Genomic DNA, 23336 nt, shown 5'->3' with positions numbered 1-23336 from the left:
ATAGCTTCACATGACAAACAGGCCGAGGCCAGCGTTACTTTTTACCTTACTCGTGGCAATCCAACCGGACACCCAGCGATCGCCTGAAAAGTGAGGGACTGCCAAATTTTATTCAGCTTTTCTGCGCAGACTCGCGGGCACCTTCAGATAAAGATCGAATGTGATGAAGCATCCCGAGCTTTGCACAGCCACGACCGTTCCAGGCAGGCGTGTACTCAGGTTTCGCCGATATCCTGCAAACAGTTCAGCTCCCATAAAAGAAGTTAATGACCGATTGTAGGCGACACCCATGTCTACATCAATACGACGAAATACATCGTGATTATCGGTGGTGAGTTGAGGAAGGAAATAAGACCGCGTGTTTGCTTCTGCTTTCAGGTAAAGAATGTCATTTGCAGAAGGGTTGTAGCGCCAGGCGATCTTGTGTGGCAACATGATCTCAACTCCGGTCTTGTTTGCAAAGTTGTGATTATATACAATCACGGGTAAGACCAGAAAGTTGTTGGACCTGTTCACCATGACACCGAATCCCATCTCGGTATTGGGTGAACGCCTCTTCATAAAGATGGATGAAACCGTATAAGTAAGAGGCACGTCGGCCAGGCTTGTACCTGATACGTTGGCACTCTTGCTGATATTCGCCGTATTAATGATCCAGCCCGCAGAATCGAGACAAATGAGCGCTTTAAAGTCAACTCCAACCGAACGCAGATTCCAGGTTGAAAGCTGCTCACCAGCCATAGAGCCCAGGCTTTTTACTTCAAAATGCTCCGAGCGATAGTACGGTGCAGCCGCGATTGCAAAGTGTCGCTTAATCGCAATGGGAACGTATGCCTTGATGTAGTTTTCCTCAAGTGTATATCTGCTTGTGTTCCCCTGGGCAGTCTGATAAATGCGCCCCGGAGCATGCATGTTCCGGTAGCTGATCCATTTTGTCGGAGCCATACCAGGGAGGCCCGGCTTGAACTGTTGCGCAAACAGTCCGGCACAAACTACCTGAAACAGAAGGAAACAGATTGGGGTCTTCACGTGGGTATTTGCGCGGCGTCCGAAAGGTGGCGTGCCGCTTTTCGATTACAAAGGTACAAAGGATTCTGGAGAGATTCTGTAGCTACTTTCCTGCGTCTGACAGAGCAAACGACGGGCCACCGTAAATTATTACTTGCCGGGAAGCAATTTGACCCGATAATTCTTCACCGGGTGGTACATCGAGGCCTCGTACATACTGCTGCCCTCGTAATAATATCTGTTCGCGTTTCCCAGAATGCGCACCACAATCTGATCATCGCTTTTTTCGGCCGGCGTAAGGAGTCCGAAGTTGTCAGCGTAGATCTTCTGACCGGGTGCAGGCTTGTCGAAATACATTCGCCCGACGTTGAAACGTATCGGCTCGCTGATCAACGTGTCCTTCTTATACTTATAGGCGTCGATATGAATTTCGTATTGGTGTCCATTCCAAACCGTAGAACTTTTGAAGTCACCCTTGTTTGTATGTGTTTGCGATTTGGATGAGATCATCTGATCTCCTTTGTAAACCGCGGTCATCGCATAATCTGCTTCGACCCGAAAGAACAACCAAAAGCTGATTTTGGTTGACATCTCGTAATAAGTAAGATCGGCTTTATCGTAACGCTTGATGTCGAGGTTTCCGATGCTGATGCCTGCCACTGTGATGTCGTAAAGTTTGTGCTGAGCGCTGGCTGCAGCTGCAAAAGACAACGTGATGGCTACACATAAAGCCCGAAGGATGAAGCGCTTAAGATGTGGCTCAGACGGCATGGGCATAACTGTGGTTGCAAAGGCGAAGATAACACCTTGCTGAATGCCATAGCAAAAAAAAGATAGATCCCTCAAAGAGATCTATCTTCATTTTTTTATTCGCAATGTAAAAGTGCGCCTAGGTTACAAACGAACTATTTTTTGGCGATCTTATAGATACGACCCTGATCGGTGACAGCATACAATGCTCCGTCTACACCTTGCGTGATATCACGGAAGCGTTGTTCTTCCCCTGCGAGCAAGCGCTCCTCTCCCACTACTTTATTATTCTCTATCACGATGCGGCAGATATGCATTCCACTAAGGCTTGAGATGAACAGGTTGTTCTTCCACTCGGGAATTGCATCACCAGAATAGAATGTAATGCCACTGGGTGAGATCACCGGATCCCAATAATATACCGGTTGCTCCATGTCAACTTTCTGCTGAATAGAATCTCCAACCTTCTTGCCCGAGTATTCAATACCGTAAGTGATCGTCGGCCAGCCATAGTTTTTACCAGCTTCAGGGCGGTTTAACTCATCACCACCGCGGGGACCGAACTCCGTTTCCCAGAGATCGCCGGTAACCGGATGAAAAGCAATACCCTGTACGTTGCGATGTCCATACGACCACAGCTCAGGCCGTGCATTTGGTTTACCTTCAAAAGGATTACCAGCCGCTGGCTTACCATCTGTGGTAATACGAATTACCTTTCCAAGACCAGAGTTGATGTCCTGTGCCTGTGGGCGCGTCTCCAGATCGGAACGCTCGCCAGTTGAAACAAAAAGGTTTCCGTCTTTAGCAAATTTCACACGTCCGCCATAGTGAAGGGTACCTTTGTAGGCAGGTGTTGCCCGGTAGATAACAGTCACCCCTTCAAGCTTTTTCTCATCAGCAGATAATTTACCTTTAGCAACGGCAGTAAGATTCCCTGCAGGAAGCGGTTCAGAGAATGCCCAGTACACCATTCTGTTTTGGTCAAAGGCAGGGTCAAGGGTTATCCCCAACAAACCACCTTGTCCTTCGCTGTTAACTTTAGGTACCCCAGCGATAGGCTCGCCTGGTTTACCAGTGGCAGCAACGATGCGCATCGTACCTCCTTTTTCAGTAACGATAAACCTTCCATCCGGAAGTGCTGCGATGCCCCACGGTCTTACGAGTGAGCTGTCGAGCATTGTTCCTTCGTAAGGAGTAGTTGTGGTGACGGACGCGATGCGCGTCTGCCCTTCGAATGCCGGCTTGTAGTCGGTGTTACCCGCCTTTGTTTCTACAGGCGCGCTGGCAACGGTTGCACTATCCAGTGGTGCTGCCGACTCCTCGGTTCTCTTTGCGCACGACGCCACCACAAGGGCGCCGGCTATAAACAAGTAAATGCTCTTTTTCATGTTCGAATTAAACAGTTTGCGAAATATAGATACATGACGGCAAACTGCAGCATCCGCCATGGAAAGTTTATGTGGTCAATAGACATTCATCTCGCTTCTTCCACTGAAGTGCATCGCACTATTGACAAAAAGCAACCTGCAGACGACATAGGGAATGTATTGAGTAGCAGGCGATCGTCAGTTGCCAAAATCAAAGTATATTTGTTTACTCCTTACCTCTTCATGATCTCCCCGTTCGAATACATTGTCATCTTAATCTCCATCGTTCTCGGGATGGGGATCACGCAAATACTTTCTGGTATCGCCGGCATTGTGCAGCGATGGAACAACGTCGCCTTGTACTGGCCACATACGTTGTGGGTCCTGCTCGTATTTGTTTTCCATATTCAGGAGTGGTGGATCACCTACGAACTCCGGACATATGAATACTGGAGGTTGCCGGTCTTTTTGTTCATCATCCTGTATCCAGTGAATCTATTCATTCTCGCACGGCTTCTATTCCCTTTAAGATGGAGCAGAAATGCGACCGATCTAAAAATATTCTACTTCGAAAATTCCGGAAAGCTATTCGCCTTTGTTTTGTCATTGTCTGTTTTGTCAATTGTTCAGAACCTGTTTATCGGTGGATCATCACTAAGCCAGCAGATCGCTCAAATGATCGTGGCCACAGTGGCTGCTATTCTCGTCGTGTTTAAACTGCGACAACCATGGCTTCACCAACTTGTGGTCATAGTGTTTTTGATAGCAACCATCATCGCGTTTGCCCTGCAGTGGGACGTTCTTCTGATCGTCAACAAGAAATAGGTTAGAATTCAAAGTCGATAATAAACGCAAAGCAATAATCAACAACATTTGATGGTTTCAGCTCAGGGAATATCTTTGGTCAAAAATCCAGCATGCGTAACCCCTTGACAAACTCCATTTCAATGAATTTCAACCTGGCATCAGTAATCCTGGCATCAGCCACTCTGTTGCTATCGTCTTGTTCACGCGATCAGTCGCCTGCTCAGACTACGCCAGCAAATCCTATTGAAGGAACATGGCAGCTTATCTCAGGAACACTAATTGAAAAGGGTGATACGAGTGTAACAGACTACACGAAGAGCATCAGTATGATCAAAGTACTGAACGGTACGCACTTTGCTTTTCTGAATCACGACCTGAGTCACGGCAAGGATTCCACAGCTTCGTTTAGTGCAGGCGGTGGGAAGTACACGTTGACTGGTGATCAGTATACAGAATCACTCGAGTACTGCAGCGCACGTGAATGGGAAGGTCGCGACTTCCAATTCACCGTTACGGTAAGCAACGATACGCTCATTCAGAAGGGCGTGGAGAAGCTCGAAGATATCGGCATAGAGCGCCTCAATATTGAGCGCTATGTGCGGCTGAAAAACTAGGCATACCATTCCTGGACCGGTTGAGAATCCGCAGGCAAACGAGTACATTCAATTAGCGTACGACGCGTGCCGTTGCCACATGGCCTAAGGGTAAGCTCGCCGCCTCCCCACCAACCGGATGCTTATGAAACATTTCATTTGGATTGTCGCTGCCATCCTATCGTTTACGGTTCACGCACAACAGCCTGCATGGCCTGTACTGAAACATTACGATAAGGAACATGTTGCCAGGATAGCGATGCCCATCGGCGGCATAGGCACTGGCACCATCTCACTTGGAGGTAATGGTCAGTGGCGGGACGTAGAGGTGCAGAATAAACCCGGCAAAGGTTTTTATGGGGCATCAACATCGAAAGAAGCTCCCTGTTTCCTTCTGTTCACCGACGACGGGCGAGGAACCAGGAAGTCGAAAGCGCTGCTGGGCCCGGTTGCTATCAGCGATTATGCAGGCAGCGAGGGAAGTACTGCGCCGAATCATGGACTTCCAAGGTTTGCTTCAACAACGGTCGATGCGGCCTATCCTTTCATGACCGTAAATCTCGAAGACAATGAGATGCCGGTATCGGTTAAACTGAGGGCATTCAATCCGCTGATTCCCGGCGACGCCGATGCGAGCGGCATACCCGTGGCCATCATCCGATACGAAGTACACAACACAACATCCAATCCGCTTACCATTGCTGTGGCCGGAACGCTCAACAACTTTATTGGAATGGATGCGTCGCGATATGAAGTTTCCGATTTCAACAAGGCAACGTATTATAACGGCGCGCGGAAGAACCGAAATGAGTTCAAAAAATCCGCCTCGCTTGCCGGATTGTACATGACATCGGATAGCGTTGACAATACCCTCGACAGCTGGGGTACGATTGCTTTAACAACACGCGTCGATGATTCGAACACTATTACGTTTCGTCGCGAGTTGAGTCCCAAGGGATGGAATGCCAACATCACCGACATGTGGGACGACTTCTCTGATGATGGAATGTTCCGTGATGTCACGTTTGACACGAGATCTGATTCACCGCGCGGTGGGTTGTCGGTGAAGACGCAGCTTGCGCCGAACGAGACGAAGACTATTGAGTTCCTGCTCACCTGGCACTTTCCTAACCGCAAAGACTGGTTTGCCAAAGGCGATCAGATCCTTGGCAATTACTACGCCAATACTTATCGCGACGCCTGGGATGTTGCCGAGCAGCTAACGCCAAGGCTACCCGCTCTTGAGAAGAAGACTGCGGAGTTTGTAAACAATTTTGTGAATAGTTCTTATCCTGACGCTATAAAGGAAGCGGCGCTTTTCAACGTAAGCACGTTGCGAACGCAAACGGCATTCAGGTTGAAAGACGGAAACTTCTTCGGGTGGGAAGGAATCTTTAGTCAGATCGGTTCGTGTTATGGCAGCTGCACGCATGTGTGGAACTATGAACAGGCTACGCCATTTCTTTTTGGTGCCCTGGCCACTACGATGCGACAAGTGGAGTACAACTATGGATTGGAAGAGAACACCGGGCTCATGAGCTTCCGCGTGTCGCTGCCCTACGATGTAGACAAGAACTGGAAGCTGGCTGCCGCGGATGGACAGATGGGAACGGTGATGAAAGTTTATCGTGAATGGAAACACAGCGGTGATGACAATTTCCTGAGGGCGCTTTATCCGAAGGTCAAGAAGGCGCTTGCCTTCGCGTGGATCCCGGGTGGATGGGACGCCGATAAGGACGGCGTTATGGAAGGTTGTCAGCACAACACCATGGACATAGAATATTATGGTCCGAATCCCGAGGTAGGCTTCTGGTATCTCGGTGCGTTGAAAGCTGCATCAACGATGGCCGCCTATATGAAAGACAAGGAGTTCCAAAACACCTGTGACAAATTGTTCAAATCAGGCAGCGCCTATATGGATACACATCTCTTCAACGGAGAATTTTACATCCACCAGATACAACCCATCGCTGACGCGGGCAAAATCGCCCGTGGATTGAAATCCGACATGGGCTCCAAGACGACCGAACATCCGGATTTTCAAATCGGCGAAGGATGTCTCATCGATCAGCTTGTGGGTCAATATATGGCACACCTCTGCGGACTTGGATATCTCGCAAAACCGGAACATGTGAAGACTGCCTTACAGAGCATTGTAAAGTACAATTATGTTCCGTCGTTTGGCGAGCACTTTAACAACATGCGCTCATTTGCATTAGGTGGTGAGCCTGGATTGTCAGTCACTGCATATCCTGATCCATCAAAGCGGCCGGAGGTGCCACTCTCCTATTTCGCTGAGGCATGGAGCGGATTGGAATATACGGCTGCTGCAGGGATGATCTTTGAAGGAATGCACGATGAGGCATTGAAGACGATCACAGACGTAAGAAAGCGATATGATGGATTGAAACGAAGTCCTTTCAACGAAGAAGAATGTGGTAATCATTATGCAAGGGCGATGGCAAGCTGGGCGTCCATAGTGGCCTGGAGCGAGTTTGATTACGATGCGCATACCGGTGCGTTTAGTATTACATCGCGGCCGGGAGATTACTTTTGGTCGAATGGGTATGCGTGGGGAAATGTGCATGTGGCAGCGGCTTCCGGTGCCGTTACAGAAGTCACCTTAACAGTAAGTTCAGGATCGCTCAAGCTTGGAAGCTTAAATTTGCGCGGTACTGGTGTTTTGAAACTCAAGAAGCCACAAACAATAGCAGAAGGAAATTCCCAGAAGTTGTCAGTTAAAAAGCAGTGATAATGACGAGCAAGTTTCGATGACAAAGCTCCACACTTCGCAGCATCAGAGGAACACTCTTAAAGCGCTCTAAGCATAAGCAGCGCTATTTCAATTTATCAATCCATCCTGCTCGCCTATCAATTGATCTTACTCACGTAAGAGAGCTGCCAAAGTTGTTTGTCGCACATCTTCGTGCTGTGGCATTTCCTTTGCGCAACAAAAATGTCGCGTCCTGACGGCTAGCCCGGGGGGATTGACAACGTATTGAAAATGAAGTCTTCAATTGGTACGAGTAAAGGCCACAATAAACCTCCTATGAAAACTACGAAAACAAAGCGAAGTGATCAGAAGCTGGGCGTAGCACTCGTCGGGCTTGGTCGTTATGCCGGAGGGCAGTTAGCCCCAGCGTTGCAGCAGACAAAACATTGCAGGCTCGCTGCAGTGGTTAGCGGAAGTCCCGGGAAACGGGAGAAATGGCAGCAGCAGTACGGACTTAACACAGACAGCTTATATGGATACGGTGATTTTGCCGACATCGCTCAAAACAAATCCGTCGATATCGTCTATGTTGTTTTGCCAAATGCCATGCATGCCGAATATGTGATTAAGGCGGCGCGCGCAGGCAAACACGTTATCTGCGAAAAGCCAATGGCCACGACCCTCGACGACTGCAGGCCTATGATTGATGCGTGCAAGAAAGCAGGTGTCCATCTCGGAATTGGCTATCGACTTCATTATGATCCTTACAATCTAAAGATGATGCTCATGGCCGAAGAACAGAGTTTCGGACGCGTGACTCAGGTGTATGCTGACGACAGCATGCTGTTTGAAAAGCCTGAATGGCGGCTTGATGCCAAGCTAGCGGGTGGTGGACCTTTGATGAACAATGGCATCTATTGCATTCAGGCCGCGATCTATGTGATGCACGACCTGCCCATCAGTGTGACCGCGAGATTTCTTAAGGATGAAACCGGGATGGCTAAAACCGTGGAAGCCGGAATAGAATGGGAGCTGGAATTTCCCGACAGCAGGCTTGCCACCTGCGTGAGCACATACAATCATGAAGGCGATATTCTCAGAGCGGAGGGAACCAATGGCTGGTTTAAACTTGAACCGGCATACGAATACAAGGGCCTGCACGGAGAAACATCTGAGGGAGAGTTTGATTATCCAACGATAAGCCAGCAGGCTGCTCAGATGGATGACTTCGCATTAACAGTCAGGAAAAATATTCCAAGTATAGTACCAGGCGAAATGGGTATGCGCGATGTAGAGATTATCATGGCGATCTACGAATCTGCTATAGAGAACAGAAGGGTACTATTGTCACTGGATGCCTACCGTGGTCATGCGATGACAGTTTGAATATCCAGGATTCTGCCGCAGCCAAAATATGAAGCTTGGAAAATTGTACATCGGCACCAGCAACATTGTGTTGCCCGGACCAAAAACAACGTTCCCATCCGAGTTTCAATCGCTGTCACGGCTCGGTTATTACAGCACACTTTTCAATTCTGCAGAATTGAACTCTACCTTTTACAAGGCGCCCAGGCAAAAGACTCTTGAACGATGGGTTACGGAAACCCAGCCTGATTTCAGATTCACTTTAAAACTAACGCGCAAAGTCACTCATCAAAAAGCTTTGAAATATCAATTACCGGCCATTGATGACTTTATGATTTTGAGCAATGCAATCGGCAACAAGAAAGGTTGCCTGCTGGTGCAGTTCCCCGCAAGTATCACCGAAGAATACTTAGGTCCTGTAGAAGAAATACTCAAGCGTATCCGCCGATATAACGTCAGGCCGAAGTGGCTTGTGTTTGTTGAGTTCAGGCACGACAGCTGGTACTCAGAGCATGTTTATTCCATGCTTTCGAAGCTAAAAGCATCGATCGTGTTACACGACAAGCGGGGATCGCGCACGCCGCTTATTGAAACATCCTATCCTGCAGCCTATATCCGGTTCCACGGACCTCGCGGGGACTACCGTGGAAGCTACACGCAGGATGCATTAACACCCTACGCGCAAAAGATTCGCGAGTGGATTGGCCGACGGAAGGACGTGTTTGTTTATTTTAATAATACCATGGGTACCGCCTTTGATGATGCGCTCCTCCTGCGCTCCATGTGCGAATGAATGCAGCGGAGAGTGAATGTCAATTTCGGGTGAATAGTAGCACGTGTATCCGGGTCTAAATAGCGATAGTCCGAAATAGCGATAATTCGAAACAGCGATCGGGAGCACAGCATATGTAATCAATTCACTTTCCCTGAAACTCAACCTTCTGAAAGGAAAACTCATCCGATGGCTTGTTCGTCGAATCGGAAAGTTCATTGAGTTTTGCATTAAGCACGAACAACTCGGTGCCGTTCCACGATAGTGTCGTCGGATTTTGCAGCAACTGTTCCGGCGCGGTTCTACCGGTGACTTTTGCTGACATCCACTTGTCTGTGCTCGAAAGTTTAAATACCGTGTTAACACCTTTGTTCTGAACAACGATAAGATTACCGTCGCTATCTACCGACATGCCATCAGCGCCCGGGAAGAATGCCGCAAGTTTTACACGTTGTACTCTAGTGGGGTCTTTCATATCTACACGCAGTATAGCGCCATCAGTGTTGTGGGCAACTAACAGCACTCCCGCCGGATGCACAGCTATACCGTTCAGACCAACTTCTTTTGATTTGAACAGGTCGTTCATTGCCCACACGGATGGCTTGTCCCTGGTGTCGATTTTGTATATAACGGGAGAAAAGCTATCCGTTATATAAACGTTTCCTGCATTGTCGAAAGCGAGATCATTCAAAAAGTGATTCCCCTCGTGCAATCCGGACAGGTCGATATCCTTTACCTTCTTTCTGGAAGACAAATCAAAAGCTACGATACGGGCCATCTTTTTGAATGTATCCGGTGACTTAAATCGACTGTAGTTAGGATCGCCGACGCATACCCAAAGTAAGTTTCGCTTTTCATCGACCTTCATGCCGAAGCTCGATTTGAGGCCAGGATCGCTGTAGAACTCGGAATACTTGCCTTGCGCGTCGACAACGCCTATGCTACCCGTCCTTACAGAACTAACATATGCCACGTTCGCCTTAGCATCGATTGCTATACCCTCAGGGTAGACCTTTGGAGCAACGAAAGAAATGCGTTTGATCTGAGCGTTGCCTTCGGATATGATGAAGCAAGACAACATTGTTATTGAATATAACAGTGCTATCGTTTTGCAAATGCTTTTCATTTTGACGCGGGTTTGATGTAATAGATTACGCCGTTTGCATCATCAGAGACGTAGACATTTCCAGCCGGAGAAATTGCTAATCCCGCGGGTCTTCCAAATCGCGAACGTCCATCGGAGCTAAGAAAACCGCTGAGGAAATCCTCGACGCCAGCAGGCCGGCCGTTGTCATATTTCACTCTGACGACTTTGAATCCATCGGGTTCTTTCTTGTTCCATGAACCATGGAATGTGATTAAGGCATCATCCAGATAGTCGCTTGGATAATTCTTAGTCTTGCCAAGAAATAACAGGTTGATTGGAGCAGCATGCGCAGGAAAATCAATTATCGACGGTTCTGTCTTTTCTGCAAATTGCTTTTTAGTAGTTCCTGCTGGTTCCTCTCTGGTTTCATCGGGTATGCGCTTTCCATAAACGAAAGGCCATCCATAATGCGCACCATCTCTGATATTATTCAATTCTTCGGGCGGTATATCATCGCCACGCCAGTCCGTTCCGTTATCAGCTCCCCACAACTCGCGCGTTTGCGGATGCCAGTCGAAACCGATAGTATTTCTAAGACCACGTGCATAAATGCGCCGGCCTGTACCGTCTGGTTTAACGACAACCATGGTAGCGTGCTCCGGGTTGGATTCATTGCAATCATTACAATCACTTCCAATACTGATGTAAAGCATGTCGTCAGGACCAAAGGCGATGGTGCGGTTGCCATGCTGTCCTCCATCAGGAAGATCCTTAATAAGTATCTCTGGTTCGGCAACAGAGCCGTCGCCCTGAAGCTTTGCGCGTCTAAGTTCGCGATTTGAAATCAGGTAAATATAGCTATCGCGTATAGTGATACCGTGAACACCCGGAAATTTTGAAACTACTGTATGCATCTGATCGAATCGCCCGTCATTGTCGCTGTCGATGAGTTGTAATACATCGCCCTGATCGCGGCGCGTAACATAAAGATTACCTCGGTCTGAAAAAGCCATCATACGTGGTTTACCAAGGCCGGACGCGGCAACTGATATCACAAAGCCCGTTGGGACTTTTAGTCGCGAAAGCATTGACTCATCAAACACTTCGTGCTGAGGAAAGTTCGTGCTTACTGATGCGTTGGTTTTTTCGGCTGGCGGTGAACCCTTTTGGGCAACACCAGGATACGTCGCGAAAATCATCGACGCAACGCATAGCAGAATAAAAGGCAGCATATCTGTATGCTGTTGGCGGTGAGGTTTTCTGGATGAGGGCATACCAAGTCCTCCGATTGTAAATACCGGCATAGCGTTAATTAAAGATCCAACTTCCAGGTGTCAGGGACGCAAACGATATGCCGCACGCTCGAACACAAGTTGAGTGGAAGTTAATATCAGTTACGTCCGTATTAATGCCACGTCATGGGTATGATCATCTACAACATCTGTAAAGGCAGCCCCACTGCAGTCAACGTTCACCAGATTGGTTAGTCCTCACAAATCTGTTGTTTAAAACCCATGAGCTGTTGTTGAGAACCTATGAATAAGACGATTACAGAGAAACCGAAGTAAAACGGCACGAAAATAGGCAGATCAAAAATCAAGGCGATCACAACAAGATCAGCCCGCTAATAATCACTACGAGAAAATGGAAACAGTGAAGAAGAAAAGATTATTCCAGAGAACCGGAATCAGGATCCTCCTGGGAATAGTGGTATTGCTGGTAGTAGCGCGGCTGCTTCTGCCCTACTTCGTCCTGCGCTATGCGAACAAGACGCTGGCCAATATGGACGGCTACTATGGCCGTGTTGATGACATAGACATCGCCTTAATACGCGGGGCATACCGCATCGACAGTATTTATATTAACAAGTACGACAGCGCAACGGACAAACAAACACCGTTTTTCTCCTCGCGGGCGATTGACCTTTCCGTTGAATGGCGCGCCTTGTTTCACGGCTCCATTGTCGGCGAACTTGTATTCGAGCATCCTGAAGTAATGTTTACAAAGGATAAAGTCGAACCTAAGGATGTAAAAAACGACTCGAGTGATTTCAAGCAAGTGCTTGACGACTTCATGCCGCTTCAGGTAAACCGCTTTGAAATTGAAGATGGCAGGCTTGGCTATGTTGATCACACCGCTAAGCCTGCCGTAGACATTAAGATGACAGATATGCATGTCGTTGCACTGAACCTGCGGAACAGTTATGACTCAGCCCAGGTGCTGCCAGCGAAAGTTATGGCACGAGCGAACATTTACGAGGGGGAATTTACCATGGCAATGAAGCTAAATCCGCTGGCTGAGCGTCCGACCTTTGACCTTAATGCAGAACTTCAAAACACGAATCTTGTTCTCCTGAACGACTTCTTTAAAGCGTATGCCAAAATCGACGTAAACAAGGGACGCTTTGGTATGTATACCGAAGTTGCTTCAAAGGAAGGAAAGTTTAAAGGCTACGTTAAACCGATCATCAAAGATCTGGACGTGCTGGGACATGAAGACCGTGATGACAACATATTTCGTCAACTGTGGGAGGCCGTCGTGGGAGCTGCGGGTCAGGTTTTCAAGAACCAACCTGAGGACCAGGTTGCAACCAAGATACCTTTTGAGGGAGATTTGAACAAGCCCGACGCAGACGTGTGGACCACCGTTGTGAACGTCCTTCAGAACGCATTCATACAAGCGATCCAGCCATCCATCGACAATGAGATCAATTTAGCTGCCGTGAACAAAAAAGACGAAGAAAATAAGGGATTCCTTGAACGAGTCTTCGATGGCAAAGACAAAGACGAAAAGAAGGCTGACTCCGAAGACAAGCAAATAGCGTCTAAGAGTGAGCAAAGGAAAGAGCACCGTAAAGAGAAACGGGAAGAAAAAAAGAAGGAACGGGAAGAGCGTAGACAAGAAAGGCGCAAATCTTAGAGGGGAATGTCAATAAAGTTGTACTGGTTGTTTAAGGATCTTTTTTGTAGCTTAAGTCAGAACCGTTAGCAATACAACTTTCATCTCTGGCATACCTATGAGAATAAGCATCCTGTTACTCTTCGCTAGTTTTGTATTCGCGGCCTGCAAAGATGATGATCAACCTCCGATGACGGAGGAAACGAGGGCACTCGTCGAATCGCTCGGTAGTGAGCTAACTTCATTGCCAGTAGACCCCAATGTATGGACAGATGGTCAACTTGAATTTCTTGATGAATACGCAGGCAAGAAGGTTGTAGGGTTGGGAGAAGCAACTCACGGAACATCGGAGTTCTTCCAGGCAAAGCATCGAATATTGAAGTATCTGGCAGAGAAGCATGGATTCAAAGTATTTGCCATTGAGGCAGATTTCGGAGAATCGCTCTTCATCAACGAGGCAGTGATGAAAAGCGACAAAAGCCAGATTGAGTCGCTGATGAAAAACAAGATGCACTTCTGGACCTGGAAAACCAGCGAAGTACGAGACCTTCTCTACTGGATGTGTGACTACAACGTCGGAAAACCAATGAATGAAAAACTACAATACTGGGGAATTGACTGCCAGTTTAATACTTATCATCCCGATCAGGTCTGGAACGTTCTGTCAACATCCGACATCACCTTCGGGACATTCGCGCAAAGCGTATTAAATGAGGTCCGGAATGCATCCGCCAATGGCTTTAAAGATTATAGTCAGGCAACGTTCGATGCCTATCTGAAAAATGTTGACGCATTAACGGACTCAATACATAAATATGAAACGCGCATAACGGAACACAGTTCGGCCGATCAGTACGAGGTTACACTTCAGCTGGCACGTGTCATCCGGCAAGTCTCGGAAGTTACTTACTACTCACGTAAGCAAACCCAATCAAAGAACTATCGCGACATCTATATGGCCGAGAATACTGAATGGATATTTCAACACCTCAGTAGCAGAAAGATAGTTTTGTGGGCGCACAACTATCACATATCAAACTATCCAATATCCCAGACACTAGGTTCCAACCTCGCTACAACGTATCAGGATGACTATGCAAAAGTCGGATTTCTGTTTTCTACAGGCAGCTTCACCGCGGTAACTCAGGAGGGTGACCAATTCAAGGGTTTAACTTCGCAAACCATTGACACTGATCCGGCGCCCGCGTCATTAAACGATGTTATGCATAAGACAGGCACACCGGCGTTTTCGGTGAGTATGCAGAAACTTACCAGTCACGGTGAATGGGCAAGTGAATTCAATAAGGGTATAAAGTATTTCCAGATGGGAGCAGTCTACAATAATAGTCCCCAGGATTACTACGGAACATTTGAACCTGGTTTCTTCGACAGGCTCATTTATTTTGATAAAAGTACTTCTGCAACACAACTCAGGTAGTGTGAAGCGTCTCCAGTCACTTCACAAGCTTTCCAATCCTTCCGTTGTTTCCGCTCAGGTACACCGCAGTTCCCTTCTTAGCTTTCCTGCAAGCGTGAAAGCTTTCGTTTGAAACCGACCGCCAGGTAATGCCAGCGTCATAACTGACATCCACACCATTTAATCCGCACGCTATCGCCTGTTCCCCGGTCACGAATTCAACGCAAGACCGGTAGCCATAAGGTGATATCTTCGGCATGATCCAGTTACTGCCGCCGTCATTGCTGATGAAGCAATTCCTGCTGCGAACCGTATCCGCAGCAAAATCTCCACCCACTACAATCATTCTGCCGCCCTTAGCGACAGCTATGGAATTCGCACCGGTCGAAGACTTTGAGTCATCGAACGGTAGCACAACTGCTGCCCTATTCGAAACGATCCTCGATTTCCGGCCACCAGTAACAAAGAAGTAGCTGCCATCTTTACTCAGACGAATGTTCGTGCCGCTTGATGCAAAGCAACCTTCGGTACTGTCAGCTGTCGCATATGGCTCAACTGACTCGCTCCAGGTCGCTCCTCCATCCCGTGTTCGTGCGATGAACAGATGACCGTTGGATACGTCACCCACGACAATACCATTCTCCCTTGTGGTGAAATCCATGGCATCCAGAAACATTCCCTTTCCTTTATTTTCATAGGTAAGGTTCCAGGTTTTGCCGCCATCCGTCGTACGGAGAATGTGTGCCGGCGTGGCTATTGCAATAATCACCGCGACCTTGTCATTGAACGCTTCGACATCGCGAAAGTCGCGGGCTTCGTACCCTGGGACCGTCATCCATTCCCAGTTCTTTCCGCCATCAGTTGACCTTCCAACGGTACCCTTACTGCCGCTTACCCATATCACGTTGTCTGTAACAACACTCAGGCCGCGGAGACTTACGGCTTTGTCGGAATGTAAAATCTCGATATGTTGGGCCCCGGCCGTAAAAGCCGAAAACCATAGAGTCAGCTGAAGACAGATGGATTTTAAGTTATATGCACGCATGAAAATAGTTAAGCTGAAAAATAAACATTCCGGCCAAAGCTTTCAAGGTTGCCAATAATCACGGCGGGCGGTGCTATTCATTTTTCAGATGCTCCACCGGATTGACATTAACCGCTTTCAATGCCTGAAGACTGGAGACCAGCGATACAGCACCAATAACTATAAGCACCGGGACGAACAGAACGATGACCGAAATATCCACACGATAGGGATAAGTACTTAACCAGCTTTCTGCAGCGTACCAGATGACCGGCAAGACTAAGGCTGATGAGATAACCAGACATTTCATTTGTTCGCGTGATAGCAAGCCCAGAAGACTTGCCAATGACGCTCCCAAAACTTTCCTTATACTAACTTCTTTGATCCGTGCGCGCGATTCGAACAAGGCCATGCCAAGCACACCCAGGCATCCGATGAAGACTGCGATTGCAGCAAAGAAGGAGAAGACCGCACTGATCTTTCGCTCATTTTTAAACTGCTGATCATAGTAATCATCCAGAAAAAAATACTCAAACGGATGCTCTGGGAATATCCCGCGCCAGGAGGTTTCGATGTCACTTATGGCCTGGTGAGGATTTGCGCCAGTTTGAAACCGAATAGAATAATACACCTGCTGGTAACTATTAAAGTTCGACTTCAAAATCATTGGATGGGTTTCCCTGTTTAGCGCTTCGTGATGATAGTCTTCCACAACACCGATGATTTCATGGTCCTGAAATTCATCGAACACTTGAAATTTCACCACCTGATTAACCGCCTCCTGGGGTGACTTGAATCCCAGTATCCTGGAAGCCTTTTCATTGATGATAATCTTATACCAATCATCGCGCTCCCATGGTTCTTTCCAGGAGCCTCCCCCTTCGATTTCAAAATTCCGACCGGCAAGCAGATTTATTCCATACAGCGGCAGGAAGTTTTCCCCTACAAACATGACCTTGTAGCGGGTCGGATCAAACGCATCATTGGTTGTGCGCTTAATGAGATTAACATATGTAAAGCCAATTTCGGTACCTGGAATAGCCGATGATGTTTCCACGCGCTCAACGGCAGGCAGCTGATCGAGCGCATTTCTCAACCGGCTATAATTATTGTACTTGTCGACAACTTCCTGCGCCGCATAGGCGATAGGATTTTTGATAGCAATCACGCGATCGACGTCAACTTTCCTGTTTGAAACGCGCATGTAGTCGAGTTGCGCATTGATGACCAGCAATGAAGCAAACAGGAACATTGAGGCGCTGAACTGGATAACCAGTAACGGCCTTCTGAGCAGACCGCGACCGTTCGCCGGATTGAAACTTCCTTTTAATGCGAGCGCCGGCTTCAACCTGATGATGTAAACGCACGGACCGATTCCAGTAGCCACGGTACCGACTAAGAGAAATAAAAGTGCCAACCACATCTTGTCCCAATGAAGCAGCGAAACGAGGTCGAACGGAACACCCGTGACATCAGTAAATACACCCGAAAACATATAGATCAATGAACCAGCAACAGCAGTAGCGAAGCAATTAATACAAAGGAACTCGACGAGAAACTGCAATACCAGGTCTGACTTTCCCGAGCCAATCACACGGCGCACTCCTACTTCACGTGCCCGGCGAAGGAAGCGTGCCGTCTCTATGTTGATATAATTAATCCAACTCATTGACATAATAACCACGCCGACACCGAGAAGCAGGTAAATCAGCATAATGCTACCGTTGGCTTCAAACTCATCACTAAAATGAGATTCGAGGTGAATGCTTGTGAGCGGTTGAAGATGCACGGCAGCTCCCTTCACGTCCGGAACATTTGCTGCAATGCTTTCAAGCATGTCATTGATCTCTGAACTCACAACGTTGGGTGACGCGCCGTTTTTCAGCAATAGGTAATTGAACACCGTTGAGGGCAGCCACTTCGCGTCCACGACTTCGCGCCAATTGTCTTCGATACGGGCGACGAATTTAGCGTGGAAGTGACTGTTTGCCGGCATGTCCTTCATCACTCCCGTAATAACCGGTGCTTCACTGCCTCTTTCACTGACTGAATCAAATTGCTGGCCTATAGGGTCAACGTTGCCGAATACTTTCCGGGCGATCGATTCAGCGATGACAATACCATGTGGCGTCTTCAGTACGGTTTTCGGATCGCCGCGCAGGAGGAGTTCCGGAAAGACTTTAAAGAAGTTGGAATCAGCGTTTATGAACCCGCCGGTTTCATTGTAAATTTTATCCTGGTATCCAAACAAAAAACCAGTGTTGGCTGGAATTTTGGCAAACCGGGTTGCTACTTCCACTTCAGGAAGGTGCTCGATCGCGAAATCATAAATCCCAGGGTAGCTATGAGCAGATTCCTGTTTAACTGTCCCGATGTCAGTTTGCCTCAGGGCGACACGATAAATACGATCGGCATTGGTATAATGTTTATCGAACGACGATTCAAAGGCAGCGTATTGCATGATAAACATGAATGCCGTAAGCGCGACAGCAAGTCCCAGTACATTAATTGCCGAAAATATTCTGCTCTTTGTGAGTTGCCGAATGGCGATGATGAAATACGATCTTAACATTGTGAAGCATGTTTTATTTTCTTGCGCGTATCCCGGCGCAAAAGGTAACGTCCCCGCGCCGCGGCTGTATCCGACATAAATTAGTCAAATAAACGGAACTGCCGGCGACAGCTTTACAGATTCGATGATGGCGCCTTCCCTGTTAAAGGTTGTGAACGGGGAACGAAGCGATGATTTGCCTTTGTCTATTGTGTGTGGTGGTTGCTTTGCTCATTGTGATTGATCAAAAACCGATCTGACCTCGTTAAATGCCTGCATCGTGCCTTGCAGCTGTTCGAATACTGCTTCCAAAGACAATAAGGCACTTGCAAGATCTTCACGCTGCTTCAACGGCAAATCTTTAAGACGATCAGTGTTGATCAGATGCATGACATAGTTCAAACGCTCATTAGCCAGACCATTGGCATTTAACAGCGCTATCGCTGCTTCGCGGAGATTTAAGTTCGCCATTATCAAAGATAGTGAGGAACGTAAAAAAAGTAAGGCAGTCGCCTTAGCTCAATTGATCTTTGAAAACTTTCAACAGTTGATCGACAAAGTATTGTTGTACGCGCGCCTGCCCGAGTAATTTCGTCTCCAGGATGTTTGAATGCACAACCCGGCCGGCGTTGGTAATGGCATAGTGTGCAAAGCATGATTCAATTTTCAGCTCCGGAACGGGAGCTGCATAGCCAGTTATAGCGAGACCCCACTCCGAACAGAACTGGTCTGCTACAGCGAGGGCCATCTGGATGGCAATCTCCGCTGATACACAGTTGGTGCGCTCACCATGAATTGGATTCACTTTGAGATGTCTCGCCTTTTGCCCAAGGTTGTAGACAATAATTCCCCCCTGCAGAAAGTAAGTTGCGTTTTCAGCAAGTGAGAATGAACGTGTTAAGAGTCCTGCTGTAACACTTTCGGCGACAGCAATTGTCTCATTCCTGTCGATCAGGTGAAGGGATATCAGCTCGAGTGTTTTGAGTTGCGCGGCCATTTCGTTTTTGCTCGATTTCAAGGTTGTGAACGCTCAACTTCAACGCCAAAACAATAAACCTTCACTGGCATTCTTTTTGGATTTTGTTTCCTGACCATAATGTCCGGGGATCGGTGCGACTGCATGATTCCCGGCATGCCTATATCTATTGCTGATGAAGAAAGAGTTCAACTTCTTCCAAAGAAACGGGCTTACGCTCGTACTTATGCTTTTGTTCGCACTCTCGCTATGTGGTCAGATTGTCACGGGACTTACTGAGTACAACAATGATCTCGCTGACTATGGATACCCTCCGGCGAATCTTTCCCAGTACCTGGGAACCGGTCATTTCATTGAAACGACGTTTGAGAACTGGGAGAGTGAATTTCTTCAGATGGCAACATATGTACTGCTCACCATATGGTTGAGACAAAGGGGATCAAGCGAGTCCAAAGACCTTGAAAAGAAAGAAGAAGTTGACCGGGAACCTGATCCGCGGCGTCCAGGGGCACCGTGGCCAGTTAAACAGGACGGATTTATTCTAAGGCTTTATAAGAGTTCACTGTCAATTGCCTTCGGACTGCTTTTCATAGTTAGTTTCATCCTTCACGCCAATGGCAGCCTTCATCACTACAACGCCGAACAGGCCATGAAAGGCAAGGCTGGAATCGACATGGGGAGTTACCTGGCCAAGTCGCGCTTCTGGTTTGAGTCGTTTCAGAACTGGCAAAGTGAATTTGTATCGGTTGCTGCCATCGTGGTGTTGTCGATCTTTCTGAGACAGCAAGGATCACCTGAATCAAAACCGGTGGATGCGAGTATGCAAGAGACGGGATCGGGGTAAGAAAGACTAACGGCAATGTTTTTAATAGCGTGATGCAGTCAATGCAACCGCAAAATGTAAAACTCTGAATGTAAAATTTAAAAGTCAGGAGGCGAGAAGATGTTTTTGATGTCGTCGCCAACTCTTGTTGGGCGATTGTTCGCCGCCGAGAGCAGGCACCAGATGGTGCGCGCTTCCACAAGAACCTTGTTGTCCTGTTCACGAAAGATCTTCACGATTCTGGTAGATCTGACACCTTCATAATCCTGAACCCAGGTCCTGGCAACGAGCCGGTCGTTTAAAACAGCAGCGTTGCGATAGTCTATTTCGTGACGCAATACGACCCAATTATATTTTCCTTTTACTTCAGGTGGTGCTAAGGCGTTCCAGTGTGCTGATGCTGCATCCTGTACCCATTGAACGTAAACAACATTGTTGACATGGTTCATCGCATCGATGTCGGAGTGCTGAACGGTAATGTAATGTTCGTACGATTGCATTCTGTAAAATTAGGAGATATCGCTATTTTAGTTAGCCCAACCTCTAAAGACTTTTACATCGATGAAAACCACAACGGGTACATATCTACTTCTCGCAATGCTCCATTTTCCGCTGCTGTCGCCGGCTCAGGAAATAAAGGCTGACACCATCTGGAATCCATTACGACCTTTGGTCGGGCACTGGCGCGGTGAGGGCGACGGTGCAGACGGCAAAGGAACTTACGAAAAGAACTATCAGTTCGTATTGAACGGCAAATTTATCGAGGTCAGGAACAAGACAGACTATCAGCCGTCGAAAGAAAATCCAAAAGGATATCACCATGAAGACGTAGGCTATATCAGTTACGACAAAGCACGGAAGACTTTTGTATTCCGGCAGTTCCATGGTGAAGGTTTTGTCAATCAATATGTACTACAGAATACGAGTAATGATCGGAGGACATTGGTGTTTGAGTCAGAAGCTATAGAAAACATACCATCCGGATGGAGGGCACGGGAGACATATTCAATAGAACAGGGTGTATTGAAAGAGGAGTTCAATCTTGCTGAACCGGGTAAAGACTATGCACCGTATACGACGGCGGTATTGAGGAAGGTGAAATAGAATTGAAAACTGACATGAAAGCCTTCATACACAGACTTGCACTTGTACATATTCTTGTTCTAGTTCCACTATTGGCTTCGGTGGCCCAGACGAAGGTCAACAATCAAACTGAAACCGGTGAATTTGTGATTGAGTCACCCACGCTTCTTTGTGCGGGGTTCGAGTGGTACATCTCCGGTGACGACAATCGCAGCGCAACCGTTGAGGTATCGTATAGAAAAAAAGGTGAAGTCAACTGGCGCTCAGCGCTACCGTTGCTCAGGATCGGAGGCGAAAAGATCTACGGTCATGACCAGCCGTGGGTGTATGTAACCAGGAACATGTTTGCCGGCAGCATTCTTGGACTTGAACAGGCGACTGAATATGAATGCCGGTTTCAGCTGACCGACAAAGACGGCGTTAGCGGTAAGTCAGAGCAAATTGTATCTGTTAAAACCAAAGCCGAGCCCATGCCCTATGCTGGGGGAAGCGTTTATCATGTCTATCCACCCGGATACAAGGGCGAGAAACAACAACCCGCATTCACGGGCCTGAACGAAGCCTACTATGGGATTGGCAATACAGGAGATTGGTGGGACGTACCCGAGCCACGGGTGCAGGCTGGCGATGTTATTCTTGTTCATGCGGGCCGATACAAGGGAAACAGGCTAAAGTATGCGGACTCACTCGCACTAGACTTTCACGGCGCATATGTATTGACACAAAAAGGAACTCCAGAACGTCCCATTACCATTAAAGCGGCCGGAGATGGTGAAGTGATTTTTGATGGCGACGGATCTTATCGACTATTTGATGTGATGGCTGCGGACTACCACTATTTCGAAGGTCTTACCATTCGAAATACCGACATAGCCTTTTACGCCGGGCTGAAGCGCGTGATGGGCTGTAGCGGACTTACGGTAAAGAATTGCAAAATGGAAGATATCGGGATAGGAGTAGTTACCTACAGCGCCGACTCTAAAGACTTTTACATTGCCGATAACGTACTGGTTGGACGCCACGATCCCGACACGCTTGTCGGTTGGTATGGTCTTGAAAAGCCTGCTCCCCTGACCTCCTACTACGCCATTAAAGTTTATGGTCAAAGTCACGTCGTATGCCACAACTCAATCTCGTATTTCCACGATGGTATATGCATCGATACCCATGGACTTCCGGAAAAAGACAAGCCGCTTTGCAGCAGTATAGACTTCTACAGGAACGACATCTTCAACATGGCCGATGACTTTATAGAATCAGACGGCGGCGTACACAACATCAGGATATTTGAGAACCGGGGATTTAACTCATACCATTCCGCATTGAGTGCGCAACCTGTTTTTGGCGGCCCAGTGTATTTCTTCAGGAACCTCCTTTACAACGTACCCGGTACTGCGCTCAAGTATACCGTAAGGCCGTCAGGCATTTTTACCTACCAGAATACGTTCGTGATGGACGTCGCTATCAGCAATTTTTCGAATGGTCACTTCAGGAATAATCTTTTCATCGGACCTGATGACAACCGAGCCTTCAGTGGCACTACATTTACGCGCTACACTTCGCTCGACTATAACGGCTACAGAAAAAAGGCAGGCAATTCACCAAAATATGCCTGGCGTTATCCGTCCGTCGATTCGCTAAACAACGCTGATGAAAAGTATATGACGAAATATGAGTTTAAAACGCTCAAAGACTTCAGCAAACAAACCGGATACGAAGTACATGGCCGCGAGCTGGGTAGTGAGATTTTTATAAATGTGCCATTGCCAGATCCGGCGAAGAAAGGGCACATTTATCAACGTGAAGGATACGACTTCAGATTGAAGCCCGGCAGCGCGGCGATAGATGCAGGTTGCATGCTGCCAACGATCAATGATCAATATACAGGTAAAGCGCCGGATCTTGGGGCGTTGGAATACGGACACCCTCTACCCCCTTACGGTCCGCGAAACGAGTAGCAGATATCTGAAGAAAAACGACGGGCTGAAAATGTTATCGGACGAACCAAAATGAGCTGGCCCGCGAGTTCAAAAAACAAGACAAGATTAAGCACAACGGTCTGAGCGCACGAAGCATCACGGTATTATAATGGCAGAACGTGA

General features: G+C 47.7%; 20 protein-coding genes. 10 read left to right on the top strand and 10 right to left on the bottom strand.

Annotated features, from left to right (window positions below; translation table 11 throughout):
* Positions 1-108 precede the first annotated feature (108 nt).
* The 3 genes from WBG78_RS17120 to WBG78_RS17110 all read right to left on the bottom strand — a co-directional run bounded on the left by WBG78_RS17120 (position 109) and on the right by WBG78_RS17110 (position 3146).
* The gene (locus tag WBG78_RS17120; protein WP_337327681.1) at positions 109-1029 is read right to left on the bottom strand and encodes a DUF6268 family outer membrane beta-barrel protein; all 921 of its coding nucleotides are present in this window, start codon (positions 1027-1029) and stop codon (positions 109-111) included.
* Positions 1030-1158: 129 nt separating this feature from the next.
* Entirely contained in the window at positions 1159-1854 is a 696-nt protein-coding gene (locus tag WBG78_RS17115; RefSeq protein WP_337327680.1) for a DUF6134 family protein, read from the bottom strand.
* A 59-nt stretch (positions 1855-1913) separates the two neighbouring features.
* A complete protein-coding gene (locus WBG78_RS17110) occupies positions 1914-3146 on the bottom strand; it encodes a PQQ-dependent sugar dehydrogenase (protein ID WP_337327679.1) in 1233 nt (410 codons plus the stop codon).
* A 33-nt stretch (positions 3147-3179) separates the two neighbouring features.
* Here WBG78_RS17110 and WBG78_RS17105 point away from each other — a divergent pair, with 33 nt between their 5' ends.
* The 5 genes from WBG78_RS17105 to WBG78_RS17085 all read left to right on the top strand — a co-directional run bounded on the left by WBG78_RS17105 (position 3180) and on the right by WBG78_RS17085 (position 9396).
* Positions 3180-3950, top strand: coding sequence for a hypothetical protein (locus tag WBG78_RS17105; RefSeq protein WP_337327678.1), 771 nt, complete (start codon positions 3180-3182; stop codon positions 3948-3950).
* Between the two features lie 122 nt (positions 3951-4072).
* On the top strand, positions 4073-4546 hold the full coding sequence (locus WBG78_RS17100; protein WP_337327677.1) for a hypothetical protein: 474 nt from the start codon (positions 4073-4075) through the stop codon (positions 4544-4546).
* Positions 4547-4670: 124 nt separating this feature from the next.
* Positions 4671-7277, top strand: a complete 2607-nt coding sequence (locus WBG78_RS17095; protein ID WP_337327676.1) for a GH116 family glycosyl-hydrolase — start codon at positions 4671-4673, stop codon at positions 7275-7277.
* 297 nt (positions 7278-7574) lie between these two features.
* A complete protein-coding gene (locus tag WBG78_RS17090; RefSeq protein ID WP_337327675.1) occupies positions 7575-8624 on the top strand; it encodes a Gfo/Idh/MocA family protein in 1050 nt (349 codons plus the stop codon).
* Between the two features lie 28 nt (positions 8625-8652).
* Positions 8653-9396, top strand: a complete 744-nt coding sequence (locus WBG78_RS17085; protein WP_337327674.1) for a DUF72 domain-containing protein — start codon at positions 8653-8655, stop codon at positions 9394-9396.
* A 124-nt stretch (positions 9397-9520) separates the two neighbouring features.
* Here WBG78_RS17085 and WBG78_RS17080 read toward each other — a convergent pair whose 3' ends face one another.
* Both WBG78_RS17080 and WBG78_RS17075 read right to left on the bottom strand, forming a co-directional pair.
* The gene (locus WBG78_RS17080; RefSeq protein WP_337327673.1) at positions 9521-10501 is read right to left on the bottom strand and encodes an SMP-30/gluconolactonase/LRE family protein; all 981 of its coding nucleotides are present in this window, start codon (positions 10499-10501) and stop codon (positions 9521-9523) included.
* Positions 10498-11766: a PQQ-dependent sugar dehydrogenase gene (locus WBG78_RS17075; RefSeq protein WP_337327672.1), complete on the bottom strand. Its 1269-nt coding sequence runs from the start codon at positions 11764-11766 to the stop codon at positions 10498-10500. The genes WBG78_RS17080 and WBG78_RS17075 overlap by 4 nt, the downstream gene beginning before the upstream one ends.
* Positions 11767-12106: 340 nt before the next feature.
* Here WBG78_RS17075 and WBG78_RS17070 point away from each other — a divergent pair, with 340 nt between their 5' ends.
* Both WBG78_RS17070 and WBG78_RS17065 read left to right on the top strand, forming a co-directional pair.
* Positions 12107-13381, top strand: a complete 1275-nt coding sequence (locus WBG78_RS17070; protein WP_443092788.1) for a DUF748 domain-containing protein — start codon at positions 12107-12109, stop codon at positions 13379-13381.
* Between the two features lie 97 nt (positions 13382-13478).
* Positions 13479-14798, top strand: a complete 1320-nt coding sequence (locus WBG78_RS17065; RefSeq protein ID WP_337327670.1) for an erythromycin esterase family protein — start codon at positions 13479-13481, stop codon at positions 14796-14798.
* 16 nt (positions 14799-14814) lie between these two features.
* On the opposite strand, the gene WBG78_RS17060 is transcribed toward WBG78_RS17065, so the two are convergent.
* From WBG78_RS17060 to WBG78_RS17045, 4 genes are all read right to left on the bottom strand, one after another.
* Positions 14815-15822 carry a WD40/YVTN/BNR-like repeat-containing protein gene (locus WBG78_RS17060; protein ID WP_337327669.1) on the bottom strand — a complete coding sequence of 336 codons (1008 nt, stop codon included), beginning with the start codon at positions 15820-15822 and terminating at the stop codon, positions 14815-14817.
* A gap of 73 nt (positions 15823-15895) precedes the next feature.
* Complete coding sequence (locus WBG78_RS17055) at positions 15896-18373, bottom strand: ABC transporter permease (protein WP_337327668.1); 2478 nt, start codon at positions 18371-18373, stop codon at positions 15896-15898.
* Between the two features lie 210 nt (positions 18374-18583).
* The gene (locus tag WBG78_RS17050; protein WP_337327667.1) at positions 18584-18823 is read right to left on the bottom strand and encodes a hypothetical protein; all 240 of its coding nucleotides are present in this window, start codon (positions 18821-18823) and stop codon (positions 18584-18586) included.
* 43 nt (positions 18824-18866) lie between these two features.
* Positions 18867-19370, bottom strand: coding sequence for a CinA family protein (locus tag WBG78_RS17045; RefSeq protein ID WP_337327666.1), 504 nt, complete (start codon positions 19368-19370; stop codon positions 18867-18869).
* 133 nt (positions 19371-19503) lie between these two features.
* On the opposite strand from WBG78_RS17045, the gene WBG78_RS17040 reads away from it, so the two are divergent.
* The gene (locus WBG78_RS17040) at positions 19504-20172 is read left to right on the top strand and encodes a DUF6766 family protein (protein ID WP_337327665.1); all 669 of its coding nucleotides are present in this window, start codon (positions 19504-19506) and stop codon (positions 20170-20172) included.
* 77 nt (positions 20173-20249) lie between these two features.
* On the opposite strand, the gene WBG78_RS17035 is transcribed toward WBG78_RS17040, so the two are convergent.
* Positions 20250-20651: an acyl-CoA thioesterase gene (locus tag WBG78_RS17035; RefSeq protein WP_337327664.1), complete on the bottom strand. Its 402-nt coding sequence runs from the start codon at positions 20649-20651 to the stop codon at positions 20250-20252.
* A 61-nt stretch (positions 20652-20712) separates the two neighbouring features.
* Here WBG78_RS17035 and WBG78_RS17030 point away from each other — a divergent pair, with 61 nt between their 5' ends.
* The gene (locus tag WBG78_RS17030; protein ID WP_337327663.1) at positions 20713-21255 is read left to right on the top strand and encodes a heme-binding beta-barrel domain-containing protein; all 543 of its coding nucleotides are present in this window, start codon (positions 20713-20715) and stop codon (positions 21253-21255) included.
* A 14-nt stretch (positions 21256-21269) separates the two neighbouring features.
* Positions 21270-23192 carry a hypothetical protein gene (locus WBG78_RS17025; protein ID WP_337327662.1) on the top strand — a complete coding sequence of 641 codons (1923 nt, stop codon included), beginning with the start codon at positions 21270-21272 and terminating at the stop codon, positions 23190-23192.
* The last annotated feature ends 144 nt before the right edge of the window (positions 23193-23336 follow it).

Origin of the sequence: Chryseolinea sp. T2 (genome assembly GCF_037203685.1) — a bacterium.
GTDB lineage: Bacteria > Bacteroidota > Bacteroidia > Cytophagales > Cyclobacteriaceae > Chryseolinea.
Note: the sequence above shows the minus strand (reverse complement) of the source record. Positions and strands in the feature narration are given on the sequence as shown.